The sequence below is a fragment of the Mesorhizobium muleiense genome (assembly GCF_900099905.1).
GTDB lineage: Bacteria > Pseudomonadota > Alphaproteobacteria > Rhizobiales > Rhizobiaceae > Mesorhizobium > Mesorhizobium muleiense.
This window is the reverse complement of the sequence record NZ_FNEE01000017.1, coordinates 108,985-126,707: the sequence shown is the minus strand read 5'-3', so window position 1 is coordinate 126,707 and position 17,723 is coordinate 108,985. Positions and strand designations below refer to the sequence as shown.

Here is a 17,723-nt window from a genome sequence, read left to right as displayed (position 1 = left end):
TGAATGCTGCGGGGAAAGCGAAGCTCGATTGGCCCACTTCAGCGCGAAGTTTGACATAAGTCATTGATATTAAAAGATTTTGGTAGGCCCGGAGGGCGTATTCAAACTATTGATTTCATTGCTTTTTTCGTGGGCCTGAATCGCAAGTCTTCCCGTATTGTCTCGTATGGTTCCGCCACCGCCATACGCGTGAAATTGGTGACACCAATGCGTTCTTCGCGGACGGAGCAGTCATTCGATGCTGTGATCGAACGGCTACTTGGCTTGATTAGCAGGCAGCGAAGTTGCCTCACATAGACGTTCGAATTCCACTCGGCTACGCCTGCCTCGACGGCATCGCGGAGGCACTTGAGACGGCAATTTCGGCTCGGTCGCCCGCCGTTCCAACTCGGCAATATGAGCGCCCGAGTGTGCCGCAGCGCTCGATCAGAGAGATATCGGCCGCCGCGATAGCCCCGCCGAACGCCGCCGGTTGCGCGCCATGATTCACCTGTGCTGGCGAAAGATCCATTCGCGGACAGGCTGGATCGTGTAGGCGACGCGCCAAGTGTTGCGGTGCCCGCTTCCCCCGGCAGTTGACTCTCCCTCGGGTATGACGGTGCCTTCACGAAAGGCGACATAGTTGATCGGGCTGCCCTTCGCGTCGATCTCGTCGAACGCCGCGTGGAACTCTTCCGCGCTCCACTGCGTGTCCCAGACGGCACGGCTAACACTGGCGCCTTCCTGCTCCAGGACCTCGGTGATGGCGCTCTGCCCCGGCCACGCCTTGGCGTCGTCCTGCGAGACCACGATGAAGAGCTTCTGCCGCGCCAGCGGCGCGACCAACGCCGGGTCCCATTGCCCGGCGACGAGGAAGGAAGCGGCGAAGAGGCCGGGATAGGCGATGTCCATGGCGATCGACATCATGCAGCCGCCCGATTGTCCTGTCACGTAGAGCCGGTCGCGGTCGATGGCGTATTCCTGCGCCAGCGCCTCGACGAGATGGATGGTGGTCTCCATCATGCTGGAGGTTCGGGAATCGTCGTCGGCGATGATCTCGGCATATTGCGGAGCGAGCACGAAGCACGGGCGTTCCGCCTGATCCTGCGGGTTCGCCCAGATCACCGCACCCAGCCCCTGGTACAGGGTGGTGCGCGTCACGTCGCTGGTCGTGCCCGCATCGTGCATGAACAGCACCAGCGGATAGGACCGGCTCGCGTCGTAATCCTTCGGGACGAACAGGTTGTAGCGCAGCAGATCGCCTGTCTCGGGATCGTTGAATTCCAGTTGCCGGAAATCGTCGACAACGAGGTTCAGCGTGTCGCTCGTCGCCAGCATCTCGTCGCTTGCGGCCACCGCATCGCCGTCGAGCGTCGTGACGGTGCCGGTCTGACCCACACGCGCTTCGGCATCCCTGTAGACCGTATCGTAGGTCGGAATGTCGCCCGCCTGACCGGGGCCGCCGCCGGCGGGAGGTCCGCCTTCACCGCCGCCACCCTGCGCCTGCACCCGTTCCGCAAGAAGGGCGCCTTCGTCCTCTGGTGCCAAGGCGACGATGACGAAACGGCCTGCATCCACGCGATCGGCCGGATCGGCCGAGGTGCTGGCGAAAACATCGGTGACGGTCCGGCCTTCGACCGTGAAGGCCGAGGGGGAGAGGCCGCCGGCGGCGATCGGTTCGTGATATTCGACGGCGACCGCCGTCAGTCTGACGCCGTCGCCGAACACCTGCGTGACCGCCGTCGCGCCCAGCGCGTGGCCAGTTCGCTCCTGCGCATCGGCCGGCAGGTTGATCGATAGCAGCGCTCCGGCACCCACGATTAGAAATTCCCGGCGAGAGCGCATTCCATAATCCTGTATCGCGTCCACGAGTTCGGCATTTCATCAGATGCCATTTTGGAGGGCTATAGCGCAGACATAGTTCTGATCACTATCCCGCCCGGCCCACCGAGGAGAATTCGAAATGCCGTTGCCTGTACGTCTGTTTTCGGCACAAGCAGACTAGTCGCCTGATATTTCAGTGTCGCTTAGGTCACGCCCAGCCGCCACAAGCTTCTCGCGCAGTGCTACGGCCGCGGCGGTCAGGTTGTCGCTTCCGATTATGTGCGCGCACGCAGACCAAAGGGCAGCAACGTGCATCGCCTGCATGCGCAGCTCGCCGCTCCGAAGGCGCAGCATTACCCCCGGTAACCCAGCGAGCACGACCTCTATGTCTTCGGAGGCGTCGAGCAATCGGTCTCCGCCTAGCACGACGTCCAGCGCGAGGTATGAGATGACGAGGTTGTTCTGGTTCGCCGGGTTTGGATATGAGACGAGGAGTCTCTTGAGCTCACCGGCACTGTACCCTGTCTCCTCGCACAACTCGCGGCGGGCGGCTGATTCAGCTGGGTCGGTCGCTCCCGCGGCATCGCTAGGCTCGACGGTGCCGCTCACCAGTCCGGTGACAACCTCCCGTCTCCCGTGCCGATACTCTCTCACGAGGACCAGTTGAAGAGTTTCGCGAGCCAACGCGACCACGTTAACCCAGTCGGGATATTCGATCACATGTTACGGGTTCACGTGAACGCCGCGGGGAGTGAGGCAGTGATCACTGCGGATGCGTAGCCACCGATCCTCATAAGTGACCGAGCTGGTGACAACCTGCCACGGCAGTATGGTGTCTAGCATCTTGCGAGTCATGTTTCAGGCCCTTAGCGGACAAATCATCCGGATACCACGCGAAAGGTAGTTGTCGGGTGAGGACCGCGGCCTATGCGGTCTTACGCCCATTTGAGTAGCACGATCGAGACGATTTTCGATGATTTCGTGGGCGGCTTCGATGCCTTGCACGGTGAAGGCGAGACTCGGCGCCGCCTCGAGTAAGGCGGCCTCCACCGAATGCGTACTTTCAGGTTGCTCCATCGGAACATAGTGCTCGCTATCAGGCACGATGATCAGCCGTTCGTTTTGCGCCGATTTCGCTTGGGCTATGTGGTCGCCAGACCGGGGGCAACGCTTCTCGCAGTGTGTCTTGGCCGGTTCTGCGAGACGAAAGCGCGTCAGAGAAGCAGCCGTAGGTCCGTTGTCGGCAAGACGCGGATCATATCCGCAGTAGGATGGATCTGCCTGGCCGGCGTGTCTATCTTCTGAGGCTGGCCTGTGCTGGCGGCCCGCTCGATGGCAAGCAGGGCACGCACGTCAGCAAGCCCCTCTCCCCCATCCGGTTCAGGCGGTTGGGCATTCAGGATGCAGTCGGAGAAGTACGCGGTCTGTCCGGCGAAATGGTCGGTCTGCGGGAAGGTCTTTTCGGTGCCGATGTCGCCCTGCCGAAACTTCATGCGCACGGCAGTCTCGAAACGGAAGCCCGGGTCGGCCGTTACGCTCCCCTTCGTTCCGCCCACGTGGTAAAAATCCGAACTATCCGAGCCGAAGCTGGCAATGAACTGCGCAAGCCGGCCCTCGGGGAAGCGCAGCGTCACGGCAATGCTCTCCTCGACCTCCCCGACGACGGCGCTGCCGTTGCCGAAGCTCTTTACAGCGACTGCCTCGATCGGCTCGGCCGCAAAGATATGACGCGCGGCATTCAGGCAGTAGACGCCGATGTCCTGCAAGGGACCGCCCCAATAGGCGGCCTTGAGTCGGTGATTGTCAGGCGATGCCACGAAGGAGAAGACCGCGGCAAAAATGCGGGGATCGCCGATCTCGCCGCTGCGGATGCGCTCCAGCAGTTCAACTGTGCCGGGCTCGTTGTGCAGCCGATACGCGGTCATCAGGTAGGCGCCGCTCTCATTGGCGGCGGCGATCATCGCCTCGCATTCTGCCTCGGTCGTGGCCAGCGGCTTCTCAACGAGCGCGTGCTTGCCGGCTCTCAGGGCTCGGATCGCATAGTCGGCATGCAAGGAGTTCGGCAATGCCACGTAGACCGCATCGGCGACGTCCGATGCGAGCATCTGATCGTACTGCTCGTAGCTGAAGACATGTTCCACGCCGTAGAATTCGGCGAGCTTCGCGGCGTTTTTGGCCGATCCGCTGACGATCGCCGTCATTGTCGAGTTTCCGGTCTGGGACACACCGGGCATGAAGGCTTCCTGTGCAATCCAGCCCGCGCCCACAACGGCGTATCGTATCTTTCTCAATTGGTCCTCCCGAATGGGATCACTCGCGGAACTCGTCTTCAAATTGCCATGCCGTGACCAACGGAATCTTCTCTGAGGCCCTGACGGCAGCGGTCGATTTTGAGCCAGTCACAAGACGGATTTGTTGTCGCTCACAGGGGCAAAGGCGGGCGAGAGTCTCCTCTCGCCCGCCGCAGAGTTGCGCGCCTCGCCTACTTTGCGATGCAGGTGTCGGCGGTTTCGGGCGTGCAGACGTCGAGGCCGGTGTAGGTCGGGTCGGCCGGCGCCGGCTTGCCGTCCTTCATGTCCTTCAGCGCCAGCATTGTCTTGTAGCCCATCTCGAACGGCCGCTGTCCGACCTGGCCGAGCGACAGACCTTCCTTCATCTGGTCCATCTGCACCGGCAGCGTGTCGGCGACGACCAGCGCCAGCTCCTTCTTGGCGATCTTATCCTTGTACGGCTCGACCGCAGCGCGATTGGCATCCGGTATGAATTGCGGAAAGCCGCCTGTCGGGACAAAGGCGTCGAGGTTTGGCGTCTTCGCCATGAAGTCCTGGAACTGCTGAACCGACAGAGCGAAGTCGTCGTTGGTATAGAGCGGGCAGCCCGGTGCTTCCGTCCAGCCGTTCTGGCCGGTCAGGGCATCACCCGGCGAGGCGGCCGACTCCTTGCCGGCCAGCGTATCGCGTATGCCCTTCATGCGCTCGTTGTGGTTGGCCGCCGCAGCTCCGCCCGACTGGATGCAGATGGTGCCGCCCTTCGGCTTAATGGTCTGCACGATCTTGGCGAGGTTGACGCCGATCTCGTAATTGTGCGTGCCGATATAGGCGACGCGCAGGTCCTTGTTCTCCGGTAGCACGTCCGAGTCCCAGGTAAGCACGGGAATGCCCGCATCCTTGGCGGCCTGAAGCGCGACGGCCATTGCCGCCGCGTTGGACGGGGCGACGGCGATGCCGTCGACCTTCTTGACGACCAGATCCTGCACGATCTGCACCTGGTCCTCGCCGCCGCCATGCTCGCCGGGGCCGATATACATGCATTCGAAGGCGCCGTTGGCTTCCGATTCCGCCTTCTTGCAGCCGTCGCGGGCCTGGTCGAAGAAGGGATTATTCATGTTCTTCGGCACTAGCGCGAAAGTGTATTTCTCCTGGGCGTAGGCCTGCCCCGCCATCAGCGCGGAAAACGCCACCGCCGCCGTCAGAATATTTTTTTTCACCTGTTCCTCCACTTTGTTTTGACGTCCACTATCCCGACGGCTTGCGGCCGCCGGATTCTATTTGCGCTTCCAGGTAAACATACCCTCCAGTGTCGCCCGCAGCGACTTGCCCGAGGTCTGCATGCCGAGAAGCACGGCAAGAATGATGAAGGCCCCGACAAAGGCGCCCTGCCAATTGGAATCGATTCCGGCCATCAGCAGTGCGTTGCGGATGACTTCTAGGAAGGCCGAGCCGATCACCGCGCCGAACGCGGTGCCGTAGCCGCCCATGAGGTTGGCGCCGCCGATGACGGTGCCGGCGATGACGCGAAGCTCGTATCCGGTTCCCATGGCGTTGATCGCCGAGCCGCTGTAGCCGAGCAGCAGAAGTGAGGCGACGGCAGCACAGAAGGCCGAAAAGACGTACGCCTGGAACTTGACCCGATCGACCGGCACGCCGGTCAGGCGCGCGGCGTGTTCATTGCCGCCGATCGCAAAAAGGTGACGGGCCCACGCGGTGAAGATGAAGACGAAGCCGACGATGAGTGCGAGGATCACCATCACCCAGAAATGCGAGGACAGCTCCGGGATCCAATGCGGCACCCAGCCGTCCGGCGTGTGCCGCGGCCATTTGGCCTGGCCGATTGCCTTGACGATCGGCGCATCGGGTCCGAACTGGTAGAGCATCTGGTTGCCGGACAGCACGACCGCCGCCGAACGCGCGATCGACAGCATGCCTAGCGTCACCACAAAGGACGGCATGCCGATATAGGCGACGAAGAAACCGTTGAAGGCTCCACAGGCCATGCCCGCGAGCAGACCCGCGCCAAACGCCACGTACCAAGGCTGGTGCCAGGTGAGCAGCAGCCCGGCGACGATGGCGACCAGCCCCATCACCGAGCCGACCGAGAGATCGATGCCGCCGGTGATCAGCACCACCGTCATGCCCAGCCCCATAATGGCGATAGGTGCAAAATTGCGGGTGATGTTGGTGACGTTGGCGACCGTGCCGAAGCTGGGCTCCAGCCACGTCATGAAGACCACCAACACGAAGAGCGCGATCGCGACCCAGAAAGCCTGGCTGGCGATCATCTTCTGGAAAACGGTCTGCTCTCTCATGCCGACCACATCGCCGATCGACGCATGGCCTTCCTTCAGCGTGTCAGTCTGGCTATGCGTCACGGATCGCTCCTGTAATCAGGCCGGTGATCTCCTCCGGCGATGTATTCTCCGTCGCCTTGTCGGCCACTTTCGAGCCGCGTCTCATCACGATGATGCGGTCGCAGACGGCGAACACATCCGGCATGCGGTGGCTGATCAGCATCACCGACACACTCTGCGATTTGAGCCGCCGGATCAGCTCCAGCACCTCGGCTACCTGGCGGACCGAAATCGCCGCGGTCGGCTCATCCATCAGCACCAGCTTGGCGTTGGAGAGCCGGGTGCGGGCAATGGCGACCGCCTGCCGCTGGCCGCCTGACATTTTTTTGACCAGATCCCGCGGCCGCGTCTCCGACTTCAACTCTGCGAACAGTTTTGCCGAGCGGTTGATCATCGCCTGCTTGTCGAGCACGCGCAACGGCCAAAACCCCTTCTTCATCTCGCGGCCGAGAAAGACATTTTGGGCGGCAGTCAGATTGTCGGCCAAGGCCAGGTCCTGATAGACGACCTCGATCCCTGCGCCCCGTGCCTCGATCGGCTTGTGGAAATGGCAGACCTCGCCATCGACCGCGATCTCGCCGTCGGAGGGCGGGAAGTTCCCCGCAATCAGCTTCACCATGGTCGACTTGCCGGCGCCGTTGTCGCCCATCAGGCCAACCACCTCGCCGGCAGCAACCGTGAAGCTGACATCCGACAAGGCGCGGATAGCACCGAAGCTTTTCGAGACGCTTCGCACGTCTAGTACAGACACGCTCTCCTCCCTATGCGACATCGGCTTGAGCACTCGGCCGACGTGCCTCTCTCTTGTTGCAATATTTATTGCAATACAATCAAACATGCAACTGTTATTTCGAACGCGTCGGGATGCGAGATCAAGTTTCTGCCTCGCATCAGCCTGTCCTCAGCCACTTGCTCTCCCGAGCCGAAGCCTGAATTGCCTCCACCAGTTCCTGGATGCGTTGGCCGGCCCGGAAGCCGAAAGGCTCGTCTCGCTTCCCGGCGATCGCATAGACGAACCGCGCCACCTCGATAGCCTTCAGATCGTTGAAGCCGAGCTGGTGGCCCGGTGCGACGCAGAAGAGTCCATAGGGGTCGTGATCCGGGCCGGCCTCGATCCGCCGAAAGCCGCGCCGGCCGGCGGGATCGGCGGTGCTGTAGAAATGCAGCTCGTTGAAGCGCTCCTGGCTGAAGAAGAGCGCCCCCTTGGTGCCGTAAACCTCGAAATCGTGCTGCATCTTGCGGCCGGTTGCGACCCAACTCGCTTCGATGCTGCCTGACGCCCCGTTGGCAAAACGCAGAAATGCGCGGCCGATGTCGTCGACCTCTACAGCTCGGTGCCGACCCCCGCCGTCTGGACGGCTGGCGATGACGGTGACGGTATCGCCGACGACCTGTTCCACTGGGCCGAGCAGAAACTCGGCCGTGGCCAGCGCATGGCTGCCCAGATCAGCCAACGCGCCCCCGCCAGCGGGATCATGCCGGAACGTGAACGGGCTGTCCGCGTCCGCCATGTAGTCCTCGGCGTGGATGCCGCGATAGCTGCGGATCTCGCCCAACTCACCCGCGCGGATCATCTCCCGCGCCAGCGCGAGCAGCGGGTTGCAGAGATAGTTGAAACCGACCTGCGTCCTGACGCCGGCCGCTTCCGCCGCGTCGGCCATCTGCCGGGCATCCGCCGCAAGCGGCGCCAGCGGCTTCTCGCAATAGACGTGCTTGCCAGCGGCGATTGCCCCGAGCGCCATCTCCTTGTGGAAGGCATTCGGCGCCGTGATGTCGATCACGTCGATCTCAGGGTCCTCGACCAGACGCGTCCAGTCCCCGCTCGCCCGCGCGAAACCCAAGGTCTGCGCCGCCTGCGCCGCGAGCTCTTCGGTCCTGTCCGCGACGGTGTGAAGAACCAGCTCATAGGGAAGATCAAAGACTCGCTGCGCGGCGGCGAAGCCGAACACATGGGTCCTGCCCATGAAGCCGGTGCCGATCAGACCGATTCTGAGTTGAGGTTTTTCACCGGCCATTCAACTCGGCTCCGTTTACCACCAGCGCCGGGTCGATCCGACCGGCGAAAAAATCGAGCACGTTCTGCACCGACGAGATTGCCATGCGCTCGCCGCACTCGGCGGTGAGCCCGGCGATGTGCGGGGTCAGAATCACCTGGTCGAAGCCGAAGAGCGGATGGTCCGCCGCAGGCGGTTCATCGTCGAAGACGTCGATACCGGCCGCTGCGATGCGCCCCTCGCGCAGCGCCGCAATCAGCGCCGCCTCGTCGACGACGCCGCCCCGCGCCGTGTTGATGAGAACGGCAGTCGGCTTCATCGCCGAGAGTTCCACGGGACCGATCACCGGGCGCTCGGCCTTGGGTACGTTGACGGAGATCGCATCGGCCCAGGCGAGACCCGCTTGCAAGTCGCTCACCGGCGCGACCGGCCCCTCCGGCCAGCCTTGCCTCTCAAGGAATGGATCGTATGCGCGCACATCCATACCGAATGCCGCGGCCATGCGCGCCAGGTGGCGGCCGATCCGGCCGTACCCGAGGATCAGCAGCCGCTTGCCTGCGAGTTCGCTTGCCTCCAGCCGGTTGCGCCAACCCCATTCGCTGCCGCGGACCGAACGATCCGCACGGATGAGCCGCTTGGTTGCCGCCAGCAACAGCATCATGGCGTGCTCGGCCACCGACACCGAATTAACGTCGCCGACGACAGCCAGGGCGATGCCGCGCTGGTTGAGAGAGGGCAAATCCACCGCGTCGTAGCCGACGCCATGGCGCGAGACGATCTTCAGCCTCTCGGCGCGTGCGACGGTCGGAGCCGACAAGGGCTGGGTGCGAATGACGAGACCATCGGCCTTGCCGATCAGAGGTGCGTAGCTTGGCTCAGAGACATCTTCGACATAGTCGTAGGTGACGCCGGGCGACGCATCGAGAAGTTCGATGCCGCTTGGATGAAGCTTTCCGGCGACCAGGACGTGGGGCATCAATAGCCTTCCTTGCCGGCTTCGACCGAGACGGCTTTCGCACGCGTCAATTCGCGGAAGCTAGCGACACTTGCCTGCGCGGCGGAGGCAAGCAGGCGGGAGTCACCCGAGACGGTGGTCATGTCGAAGCCCCATTCGATGGCACGTGCGGCGTAGTCGGCCGTGCCGCAATGGAGCGCGGCGCGTTTGCCATGCTTCTTGCAGGCCGCAACGATCGTTTGCAGCGCCTCGATCATCTCCGGTTCCTCGCGGTCGAAGGCCGGTGCGAGACGCCCCTGGTGCAAGCTGAAGGTCAGGTCCGCGGGACCGACATAAATGCCGTCGAGCCCTGGCGTCGCGGCAATCGCCTCGAGATTGCGCATCGCCTCGGCGGTCTCGACCATGGCGAAGGCCAGGATCTCGTCATTGGCCTCGGCCGCATAATTGGCGCCCGCCGAAAAGTTGGCACGCGTCGGGCCGAAGCTGCGCTGGCCGGCGGGCGGATAGCGCAGGTAGCTGACGAACTCGGCCGCCTGTTGCGGCGTGTTGACCATCGGGCAGATGACGCCGTAGGCGCCGGCGTCCAGCACCTTCATGATGATGCCCGGCTCCAGCCACGGCACGCGCGCCATCGGCACGACGCCCGAAGCGCGCATCGCCTGGAACATCGGCAGCAGCATCGAATAGTCGAGTGCGCCGTGCTGGACGTCGATGCTCACGCTGTCATAGCCCTGTGCGGCCATGATCTCGGCGGTGAATGGATTGCCGATCGAAAGCCAGCCGTTGATCGTGGGTCGGCCTTCGGCCCAGATCTGCTTGAGCTCGTTCTTGATCAAGGCGGCCTCCTCAGAACACGATCTGCGCAAGCTTGGTGTCGAGGTAGTCGCCGATCCCCTCGCTGCCGCCTTCGCGACCCATTCCAGAATAATTCGTGCCGCCGAACGGGGCTTCCGATGCGGCGAGAGCGAAGCTGTTTATGCCGACCATGCCCGCCTTCAACTCCGCCACCGTGCGGCGCGCGCGTTTCGGGCTTGACGTGAAGGCGTAGGCGGAAAGCCCCATCGGTGACGCGTTCGCGCGCTCCAGAACCTCATTGTCCGACGAAAACCGGGTGATCGCCGCGATCGGGCCGAAATTCTCCTCGGCAAAGACCCGCATGTCGTCGGCAACATCGGTCAGGACCGTGGGTTCGTGAAAATGGCCGGCATTGAACGCTGCGGCGCGATGCCCGCCCGCGACCAGCTTAGCGCCTGCTTTCACTGCGTCCGACACGATGTCTTCGACCTCGGACAGCCGGCCGGCATTGATCAGCGGCCCCATCTGCACGGAGGGGTCGAGCCCGTCGCCCAGTTTCAACGCCTGGGCTCGTTGAACGAAGCCCTCCACGAAAGCGTCGTGCAGGCTTTCGTGGACGAAGAAACGGTCCGGGGTGACGCAGACCTGCCCGGCATTGGCGTATTTGGTCGGGACGGAAACGCTGAGCGCGGCGTCTAGGTCGGCGTCGTCGAAGACGATTAGCGGCGCGTTGCCGCCAAGCTCCATTGACACCTTCTTCACGGTGTCGGCGGCATCGCGGATCATCTGCTGGCCGACACGCGTCGAGCCGGTGAGGGACACCTTGCGCACCGCCGGCGAAGCCATGATCGGCGCATAGGTCGTGCTCGTGGGTCCAACGACCAGACTGACGGTGCCGGCAGGAAGATTGCCGGCGCGGATGCAGTCGACCATCAGCATCGCCGTCCCCGGCGTCTGACTTGACGGCCGGACGATCGTCGAGCAACCGGCCGCCAGTGCCGGCGCCACTTTGCGGGCAATCAGTGCTGCCGGAAAGTTCCAGGCGGTGAAGGCGGCGGCGATCCCGACAGGCTCGTGCAGAACTTCGAACCGACCGCCGGGTACGCGCGATTCAATGACGCGCCCATAGATCCGGCGGGCCTCCTCGGCGTACCAGCGGAACTGGTCGACCGCGAGCCCCCACTCGCGCTCGGACTGGGCAATAGGCTTGCCGGTCTCGCTGGAGATCATCCGTGCGGCCTCGTCCTTGCGGCGGATCATCTCGTCCGCGATGGCATGCAGGGCGGACGCGCGCTCAAAACCACCCTTGGATTTCCAGGCGGAAAACCCACGGGCGGCGCTGTTAAGCGCTTCTGCCGTGTCGGCGCGCGTGGCGATGGGAACCTCGCCCAGCGGCTTTTCCGTCGCCGGACTCATGACGGGTGCTGTTCCACCATCAGACGCCTTGCGCCACTTGCCGTCGATGAACAGTCCGTAGTTCGTGTACATGGCTCAACCGATCTCGCTGACCTTCACGAAGCGGCCCTCGACCGCCGACTTCATCGCTGCCTCGGCCAGGACCAGGGCGCGGCGCCCGTCCTCGAAGCCAACTTCCGGCGGCTCGCCCTTTTCGATGCAAGTGACGAAGGCATCGATCTCGGCATCGAACGCTTCGCGGTAGCGCTCAATGAAAAAATTCAAAAACGGCGTGGCGGCTTCGGTTTGCGCGACCGAGTAGCGGCGCAACTCATGAGGCTTCCTGTTGCCGCTGATCACCATGCCGGTGCTGCCCAGCAACTCGACGCGCTGGTCGTACCCATAGGTCGAGGTTCGGGAATTGTTGATATGGCACTGCTTCCCGCTGGCGGTGCGCATGACGACCATGACGCTGTCGTAGTCGTTCAGTTCCTTCATCATCGTCGGGTCGATCAGCCGGCCGCCGATCGCAAACACCTCGTCAGGCTCCTCTCCCAGCATGAAGCGGGCAAGATCGAAATCGTGGATCGTCATGTCGCGAAAAAGCCCGCCCGCGACCTCGTAGTAGGAGCGTGGCGGCATGCCGGGATCACGCGAGGTGATGATGACCTGGTGCACTTCGCCGATCTCGCCGGATCGTGCGGCGTTCCATGCCGCGCGGTGACCGAGATCGAAACGCCGGTTGAAGCCGATCTGGACCGGCACGCCCCTGGACAAAATTGCTTCGGCACAACGGTTCACCCTTTCCAGGCTGAGATCGATCGGCTTCTCGCAGAGCACGGGTTTGCCAGCGGCAACCGCCTTTTCGATGTAGTCGGCATGCGTGTCAGTCACCGTCGCGACAAGGACCGCATCTACATCCGCAGAGGCAAATACCTCGTCGGCGGACGCCGAAGCGCGAACGCCGTGCCGCGCCGCGACAGCCTCCGCGGACGATTCGTCGATGTCATAGACGGTGGCCAGTTCCGCACGAGGATGCGCGGCGATGTTTGCCGCATGCATCCTGCCGATCCGACCACAGCCGAGCACAGCAATCCTGAGCAAGAAATCCTCCCGGTTTGAATTTTTGCAATGATCGTTGCAAACATATTGATTTGTCAATAGGCATTCCGTATAGAGTTGGAAAGACCGTCGTTAGGGAGGAGACAAAGATGACCAGGGCCACCGTCCGTCTGACCATGGCACAGGCGCTCGTGCGCTATCTGTGCAACCAGTTCACGGTCGTTGACGGCGAGAAAGTTCCGCTGTTTCCTGGGATCTTCGCCATCTTCGGGCACGGCAACGTGACCTGCCTTTCCGAAGCGCTGGAAGCGGTGAAGGACGTGCTGCCGACCTGGCGCGGCCAGAACGAGCAGTCGATGGCGCTCGCCGCGATCGGCTTTGCGAAGGCGAAGCGCCGGCGCCAGGTCATGGTGGCGGCCACCTCGATCGGTCCGGGGGCATTGAACATGGTGACGGCAGCGGGTGTCGCTCATTCGAACCGGCTGCCGGTGCTGCTGCTTTCTGGCGACACCTTCGTCAATCGCCGCCCCGATCCGGTCATGCAGCAGGTCGAGCATTTCGGCGACCCGACCATCAACGTCAATGATGCCTTCAAGGCGGTCACGCGGTACTGGGACCGCATCGTCCACCCCGAGCAGATCATCTCGTCGCTGCCGCAGGCGGTCGCGGTGCTGCTTGATCCGGCCGATTGCGGCCCCGCCTTCATCGCGCTGCCGCAGGATGTGCAGGAGATCGCCTGGGATTATCCCGAAGCCTTCTTCGAGCCGACCGTACATGCGATCCCTCGGCCTCGGCCCGATCGAAACCAGCTCGCCGACGCCACACGCCTCCTCAAAGGCGCCAAGCGGCCGCTGATCATTTCGGGTGGCGGCGTACGTTACTCCGGTGCCGAAAAGGCGCTCGGCGATTTCGCCGAGAAGCATGGGATACCGCTGGCTGAGACGATCGCAGGCAAGGGCGCGGTCACCCACGACCACCCCGCGCATGTCGGACCGATCGGCATCGTCGGCTCAACCTCGGCCAACGCACTTGCCGCGGAAGCCGACGTGATCATCGCCGTCGGCACACGGCTCATGGATTTCACCACCGGATCCTGGAGCGCCTTCTCCGCCGACGCGAAATTCGTCTCCATCAACGCCGCACGCTGGGACGCCACCAAGCACCGGGCGCTTGCCGTTGTCGGCGATGCGCTGGAGACGGTGAGCGAACTCGAAGCCGCTCTCGGCGACTGGAAGGCAGAAAAAACCTGGACCGACAAGGGCAAGATGGAATTCGCCAAATGGAACACGATGCTCGACGGCTTCCAGAAGCCGACCAACGAGCCGGTGCCGACCTATGCGCAAGTGGTGGGCGTGGTGAACGCCAAGGCGGGCGAGCGTGACCTGCTGATTACCGCGGCCGGCGGACTGCCCGGCGAAGTGATGAAGAACTGGCGGGTGAAGGAGCCGAACACCTTCGACTGCGAGTTCGGCTTCTCCTGCATGGGTTATGAAATCTCTGCCGGCTGGGGGGCCGCCATGGCCGACCCCTCCCGCACGCCGATCGTCATGATCGGCGACGGCACGTACATGATGATGAACTCCGACATCTATTCCACGGTGCTCGCCGGCCACAAGATGATCCTCGTGGTGTGCGACAATGGCGGCTATGCGGTGATCAACCGGTTGCAAAATGCCAAAGGCGGCGCCTCTTTCAACAACCTCATCAAGGACTGCCGGGTGAAGGAGCCCTTTGCGGTCGACTTCGCCAAGCACGCGGAAGCCATGGGGGCGCTCACGCGGCGTGTCGAAAGCCTTGCCGATCTCGGCCAGGCGATCGAATGGGCGAAGACCACCGACCGCACCACCGTCGTCACCATCGTCTCCGACGCCTTTACCTGGACGCCCGGTGATGCGTGGTGGGACGTCGGCGTGCCGCAAGTCAGCGATCGGGCCGAGGTTCGCGAGGCCCATTCCGTGCAAGCCGAAGGCCGCAAACGGCAGCGCATAGGTGTCTGAGTTTGTCGGGCGCCCCTCGGGGCGTCCTCTGCCGGAACGATGCGACACTCCCTGAGCATTGTTCCGGCAGTATTTTTTCGTGGCGCCAACAGTCGGCGGAAGCGGCTGGAATGATGATAGGAGAAGAAAATGAGAGCCAAGCTTGGCATCGCGCCGATCGCCTGGTGGAACGATGATCTCCCCGAATTGAGCGATGACGTTTCGCTGGAGGAGTGCCTGCGGCAGGCCCGTGAGGCTGGCTTCACCGGCATGGAGACTGGCCGCCGCTTCCCGATGGACGCGGCGGTGCTTGAGCCCATCCTGAGGCAGCATGGCATGAGCGTCTGCGGCGGCTGGTTCTCCGGTCGCTTGCTGGTCGGCGACATCGATGAAGAGAAGGACCGCATCGCCGCGCAGATGCAGCTGTTCAAGGCGACCGATGCGCCCTGCATTGCCTATGGCGAGACGGGTCGGACCATCCAGGGCGACCGCGAAACGCCGCTGGCCATGCGCCCGCGTCTCGACGAGGATCAGATCAAGGCTTACGGCCGCAAGCTCACCACTTTCGGCGAATGGTGCGCGGATCAGGGCATGCCGCTTTCCTACCACCACCACATGGCCGCGCCGATCGAAAGCGAACAGGACGTCGATCTGCTGATGAAGCATTCTGGCGCGGCACTGCCGCTGCTCTACGATGCCGGCCACATGGCCTTTGCTGGCGGCGACGTGCTGCGGGTGATCGACAAGCACCACGCCCGCATCTCGCATGTACACACCAAGGACATCCGCCAGGCGGTCGTGGACGGGCTCGACCGCAACCGGGAAAGTTTCCTCGACTCGGTGGTCAAGGGAGCCTTCACCGTACCTGGTGACGGCTCGCTGAACTTCGAGGCGATCGTCGAGCGCCTGGCAAGCCACGGCTACGAAGGCTGGTTCGTCGTTGAAGCCGAGCAGGATCCCATCAAAAGTCCGCCGCTCGAAATGGCGAAGATTGGGCACAAGGAATTGCTGCGCGTGATGGCCGCGGCGGGCTACACAGTGGAGAGCTAAAGCATGAATCGCATGGATGGAAAGGTCTGCGTTGTCACCGGTTCGACGCAGGGGTTGGGAGCGGCCATTGCGCGCCGGCTTGCGGAAGCCGGCGCTGCAGGCGTCGTGACGCTCGGCCGCAATGAGGCCAAAGGCCGTGCCGTGGCCGAGGCGATCACGCGCGACACCGGCGTGCCCGTCCACTTCGTCGAGGCCGATCTCGGCAAAGTCGAGGATTGCCGACGCGTGATGGCGGAGGCCGAGCGCGTTTACGGCAAGATGCATGTGCTGGTGAACGCAGGTGCCCGCACGGACCGTGGCACCATCCTCGATACTTCGCCCGAACTCTTCGACGCCCTGTTCGCCGTCAATGTGCGCGGACCTTATTTCCTCATGCAGGAGGCCATCAGGCACATGATCCGCGCTGGCATTGAGGGTGCGATCTGCAACATCGGCTCGATCTCGGAACATGCCGGCCAGCCCTTCATCAACGTCTACTGTGCCACCAAGGCGGCGCTGGCAACGCTGACCCGCAACACAGCGTTTTCCGTCATGAAGAATCGCATCCGGGTCAACCAGTTGGATGTCGGCTGGATGGCGTCTGATCACGAGCGGGAGCTACAGGTGAGTGAGACGGGCGATCCCAATTGGGAAGCGAAAGCCGTTGCGAACCTGCCCTTCGGACGCCTGATCGACCCCCGCGAAGTCGCGCAGGCGGTAAACTTCCTTGTTTCGGACGATGCCGGGCTCATGACAGGTGCGGTGGTGGATTACGACCAGACAGTCCTCGGTGCCGCATCCGGCCCCATGGCCGTGCCTGAAAAGGCGATGGCGCTCTCGCCTTCCGACACTGATTGAGAATCGACGGCCGGCGGATCGCCAGCGTGCGCGGTTTGCAGTCCCTAACGCTCGGTAACCGTTGGAATGCGGGGATTGATCGTGTTGTTCTGAAGTCTGGCCGCCAAGGCCACGGTTAAGGCCTGGGCAAGACACATGGGCGCCGCCAACGAGCGCGAGAAAGTGTATTCGTGCTCCGGTACGGCGAAGAGAACGCGCGCGCTCTTGGCCAAGGGAGACAGCGTGCTGTCCGAGATCGCCACGATGGGTACTCCTCTTCCCGCCGCTTCTTCCACGACGTTGACGACCTCATTTGCATAGAAGCGAAACGACACCGCAAACAGCACATCCTCCTTTCGCATTGCGCGGGCCATATGCGTGGCGAGCCCGCCGCCCGGGTCCAGAAGCACACAACGCTTGCCCAGCATGGTCAGTATATAACGAAGGAGTTCGACCACCGGCGCCGAGCGCAATTGTCCGATCAGATAGATAACGTCGGCCTTCTCGAGCAGACTCACAGCTTCAGCCAAATCCTTAGGCTGGATAGCAGTGAGCATTTCTTTTAGGGATGCAATGTCGCGAACGACCAAGTCGTGCATGAATCCCAACTCGCTGCGATCCGTGCGCGCACCCAGTTCCGTCTCCAGCGCCTTGACGCGAGCTTCGAAACCGGGCGCGGCAGTCGACAATCGTTTCTGGAACAGGCTTTGCAGTTCCTTGAAACCGTCATAGCCCAGTGCCTGAGCAAAGCGGACGAAGCTCGATGCATGAACGCCGCTGGTCTCTCCGATCGCATTCACCGATCGCACCGCGACGTCATTCGGATTCTGGGTGAGATACAACGCTATCTTCTGGTACGACTTGCTCATCTCGCCGTACCGATCGTGAATCACGCGGATGAGATCCTCATAGTCCTTGGGAGCTTCGACCGTCTGTTCCACGATGCACATCCTCGCAATTTTTATTGCATGATGGCGTCTTTGAAGGCTTTTGACCAGCAGAGAGTTGTCGCCTTCGTACTGCGCACAGTTCAGCTTCGCGGTTCGCTAGTTTTCGCCGCGCAGCAAATCTGTAGCAGCGCATGCGATGCGGTGGCGCGGACCCGTCGCGGCTCTGGCAAGCGCCATCGGCAAACGGCGCCTCAAGACACCCATCGGCCGCCTTACCGCAGAAACGGAAGAGAGAGGGGAACTGCCCCATCCATCATTGGGTGGACTGTCAGATATTAGGTGCTGTTCTGTTCGGCGGAT

The 17,723-nt window shown here is 62.8% G+C and carries 15 protein-coding genes; 3 read left to right on the top strand and 12 right to left on the bottom strand.

Going from position 1 to position 17,723, the window contains the following annotated elements; all coding sequences use genetic code 11:
* Positions 1–486 precede the first annotated feature (486 nt).
* The 11 genes from BLT09_RS24500 to iolG form a co-directional block, all read right to left on the bottom strand.
* Positions 487–1,824 carry a carboxylesterase family protein gene (locus BLT09_RS24500; protein WP_091597794.1) on the bottom strand — a complete coding sequence of 446 codons (1,338 nt, stop codon included), beginning with the start codon at positions 1,822–1,824 and terminating at the stop codon, positions 487–489.
* 156 nt (positions 1,825–1,980) lie between these two features.
* Positions 1,981–2,523 carry an NUDIX hydrolase gene (locus tag BLT09_RS24495; protein ID WP_236473702.1) on the bottom strand — a complete coding sequence of 181 codons (543 nt, stop codon included), beginning with the start codon at positions 2,521–2,523 and terminating at the stop codon, positions 1,981–1,983.
* A gap of 494 nt (positions 2,524–3,017) precedes the next feature.
* On the bottom strand, positions 3,018–4,094 hold the full coding sequence (locus BLT09_RS24490) for a Gfo/Idh/MocA family protein (protein WP_091597791.1): 1,077 nt from the start codon (positions 4,092–4,094) through the stop codon (positions 3,018–3,020).
* A 191-nt stretch (positions 4,095–4,285) separates the two neighbouring features.
* Positions 4,286–5,290, bottom strand: a complete 1,005-nt coding sequence (locus tag BLT09_RS24485) for a substrate-binding domain-containing protein (protein WP_091597843.1) — start codon at positions 5,288–5,290, stop codon at positions 4,286–4,288.
* 57 nt (positions 5,291–5,347) lie between these two features.
* Positions 5,348–6,451 carry an ABC transporter permease gene (locus BLT09_RS24480; RefSeq protein ID WP_413468431.1) on the bottom strand — a complete coding sequence of 368 codons (1,104 nt, stop codon included), beginning with the start codon at positions 6,449–6,451 and terminating at the stop codon, positions 5,348–5,350.
* A complete protein-coding gene (locus BLT09_RS24475) occupies positions 6,441–7,181 on the bottom strand; it encodes an ATP-binding cassette domain-containing protein (RefSeq protein WP_091597838.1) in 741 nt (246 codons plus the stop codon). Before BLT09_RS24475 ends, BLT09_RS24480 begins: the two co-directional genes overlap by 11 nt.
* A gap of 139 nt (positions 7,182–7,320) precedes the next feature.
* Positions 7,321–8,445 (bottom strand): Gfo/Idh/MocA family protein, encoded by a 1,125-nt coding sequence (locus BLT09_RS24470; RefSeq protein ID WP_091597788.1) that lies wholly within the window; start codon positions 8,443–8,445, stop codon positions 7,321–7,323.
* Positions 8,435–9,400 (bottom strand): hydroxyacid dehydrogenase, encoded by a 966-nt coding sequence (locus BLT09_RS24465; protein ID WP_091597785.1) that lies wholly within the window; start codon positions 9,398–9,400, stop codon positions 8,435–8,437. The genes BLT09_RS24470 and BLT09_RS24465 overlap by 11 nt, the downstream gene beginning before the upstream one ends.
* Complete coding sequence (locus tag BLT09_RS24460; protein ID WP_091597782.1) at positions 9,400–10,215, bottom strand: HpcH/HpaI aldolase family protein; 816 nt, start codon at positions 10,213–10,215, stop codon at positions 9,400–9,402. The genes BLT09_RS24465 and BLT09_RS24460 overlap by 1 nt, the downstream gene beginning before the upstream one ends.
* A gap of 10 nt (positions 10,216–10,225) precedes the next feature.
* Positions 10,226–11,662 (bottom strand): NAD-dependent succinate-semialdehyde dehydrogenase, encoded by a 1,437-nt coding sequence (locus tag BLT09_RS24455; RefSeq protein ID WP_091597779.1) that lies wholly within the window; start codon positions 11,660–11,662, stop codon positions 10,226–10,228.
* A 3-nt stretch (positions 11,663–11,665) separates the two neighbouring features.
* Positions 11,666–12,673: an inositol 2-dehydrogenase gene (gene iolG, locus BLT09_RS24450; RefSeq protein ID WP_091597834.1), complete on the bottom strand. Its 1,008-nt coding sequence runs from the start codon at positions 12,671–12,673 to the stop codon at positions 11,666–11,668.
* Positions 12,674–12,780: 107 nt separating this feature from the next.
* Between iolG and iolD the strand changes: the two genes are divergently transcribed.
* The 3 genes from iolD (at position 12,781) to BLT09_RS24435 (ending at position 16,494) form a co-directional block, all read left to right on the top strand.
* A complete protein-coding gene (gene iolD / locus BLT09_RS24445) occupies positions 12,781–14,628 on the top strand; it encodes a 3D-(3,5/4)-trihydroxycyclohexane-1,2-dione acylhydrolase (decyclizing) (RefSeq protein WP_091597776.1) in 1,848 nt (615 codons plus the stop codon).
* A gap of 129 nt (positions 14,629–14,757) precedes the next feature.
* Positions 14,758–15,657: a myo-inosose-2 dehydratase gene (gene iolE, locus BLT09_RS24440; protein WP_091597773.1), complete on the top strand. Its 900-nt coding sequence runs from the start codon at positions 14,758–14,760 to the stop codon at positions 15,655–15,657.
* A 3-nt stretch (positions 15,658–15,660) separates the two neighbouring features.
* Positions 15,661–16,494, top strand: a complete 834-nt coding sequence (locus tag BLT09_RS24435) for an SDR family oxidoreductase (RefSeq protein ID WP_091597770.1) — start codon at positions 15,661–15,663, stop codon at positions 16,492–16,494.
* A 44-nt stretch (positions 16,495–16,538) separates the two neighbouring features.
* Here the strand turns inward: BLT09_RS24435 and BLT09_RS24430 are convergent, their stop codons facing one another.
* Positions 16,539–17,414: a MurR/RpiR family transcriptional regulator gene (locus tag BLT09_RS24430; RefSeq protein ID WP_236473701.1), complete on the bottom strand. Its 876-nt coding sequence runs from the start codon at positions 17,412–17,414 to the stop codon at positions 16,539–16,541.
* Between the last annotated feature and the right edge of the window lie 309 nt (positions 17,415–17,723).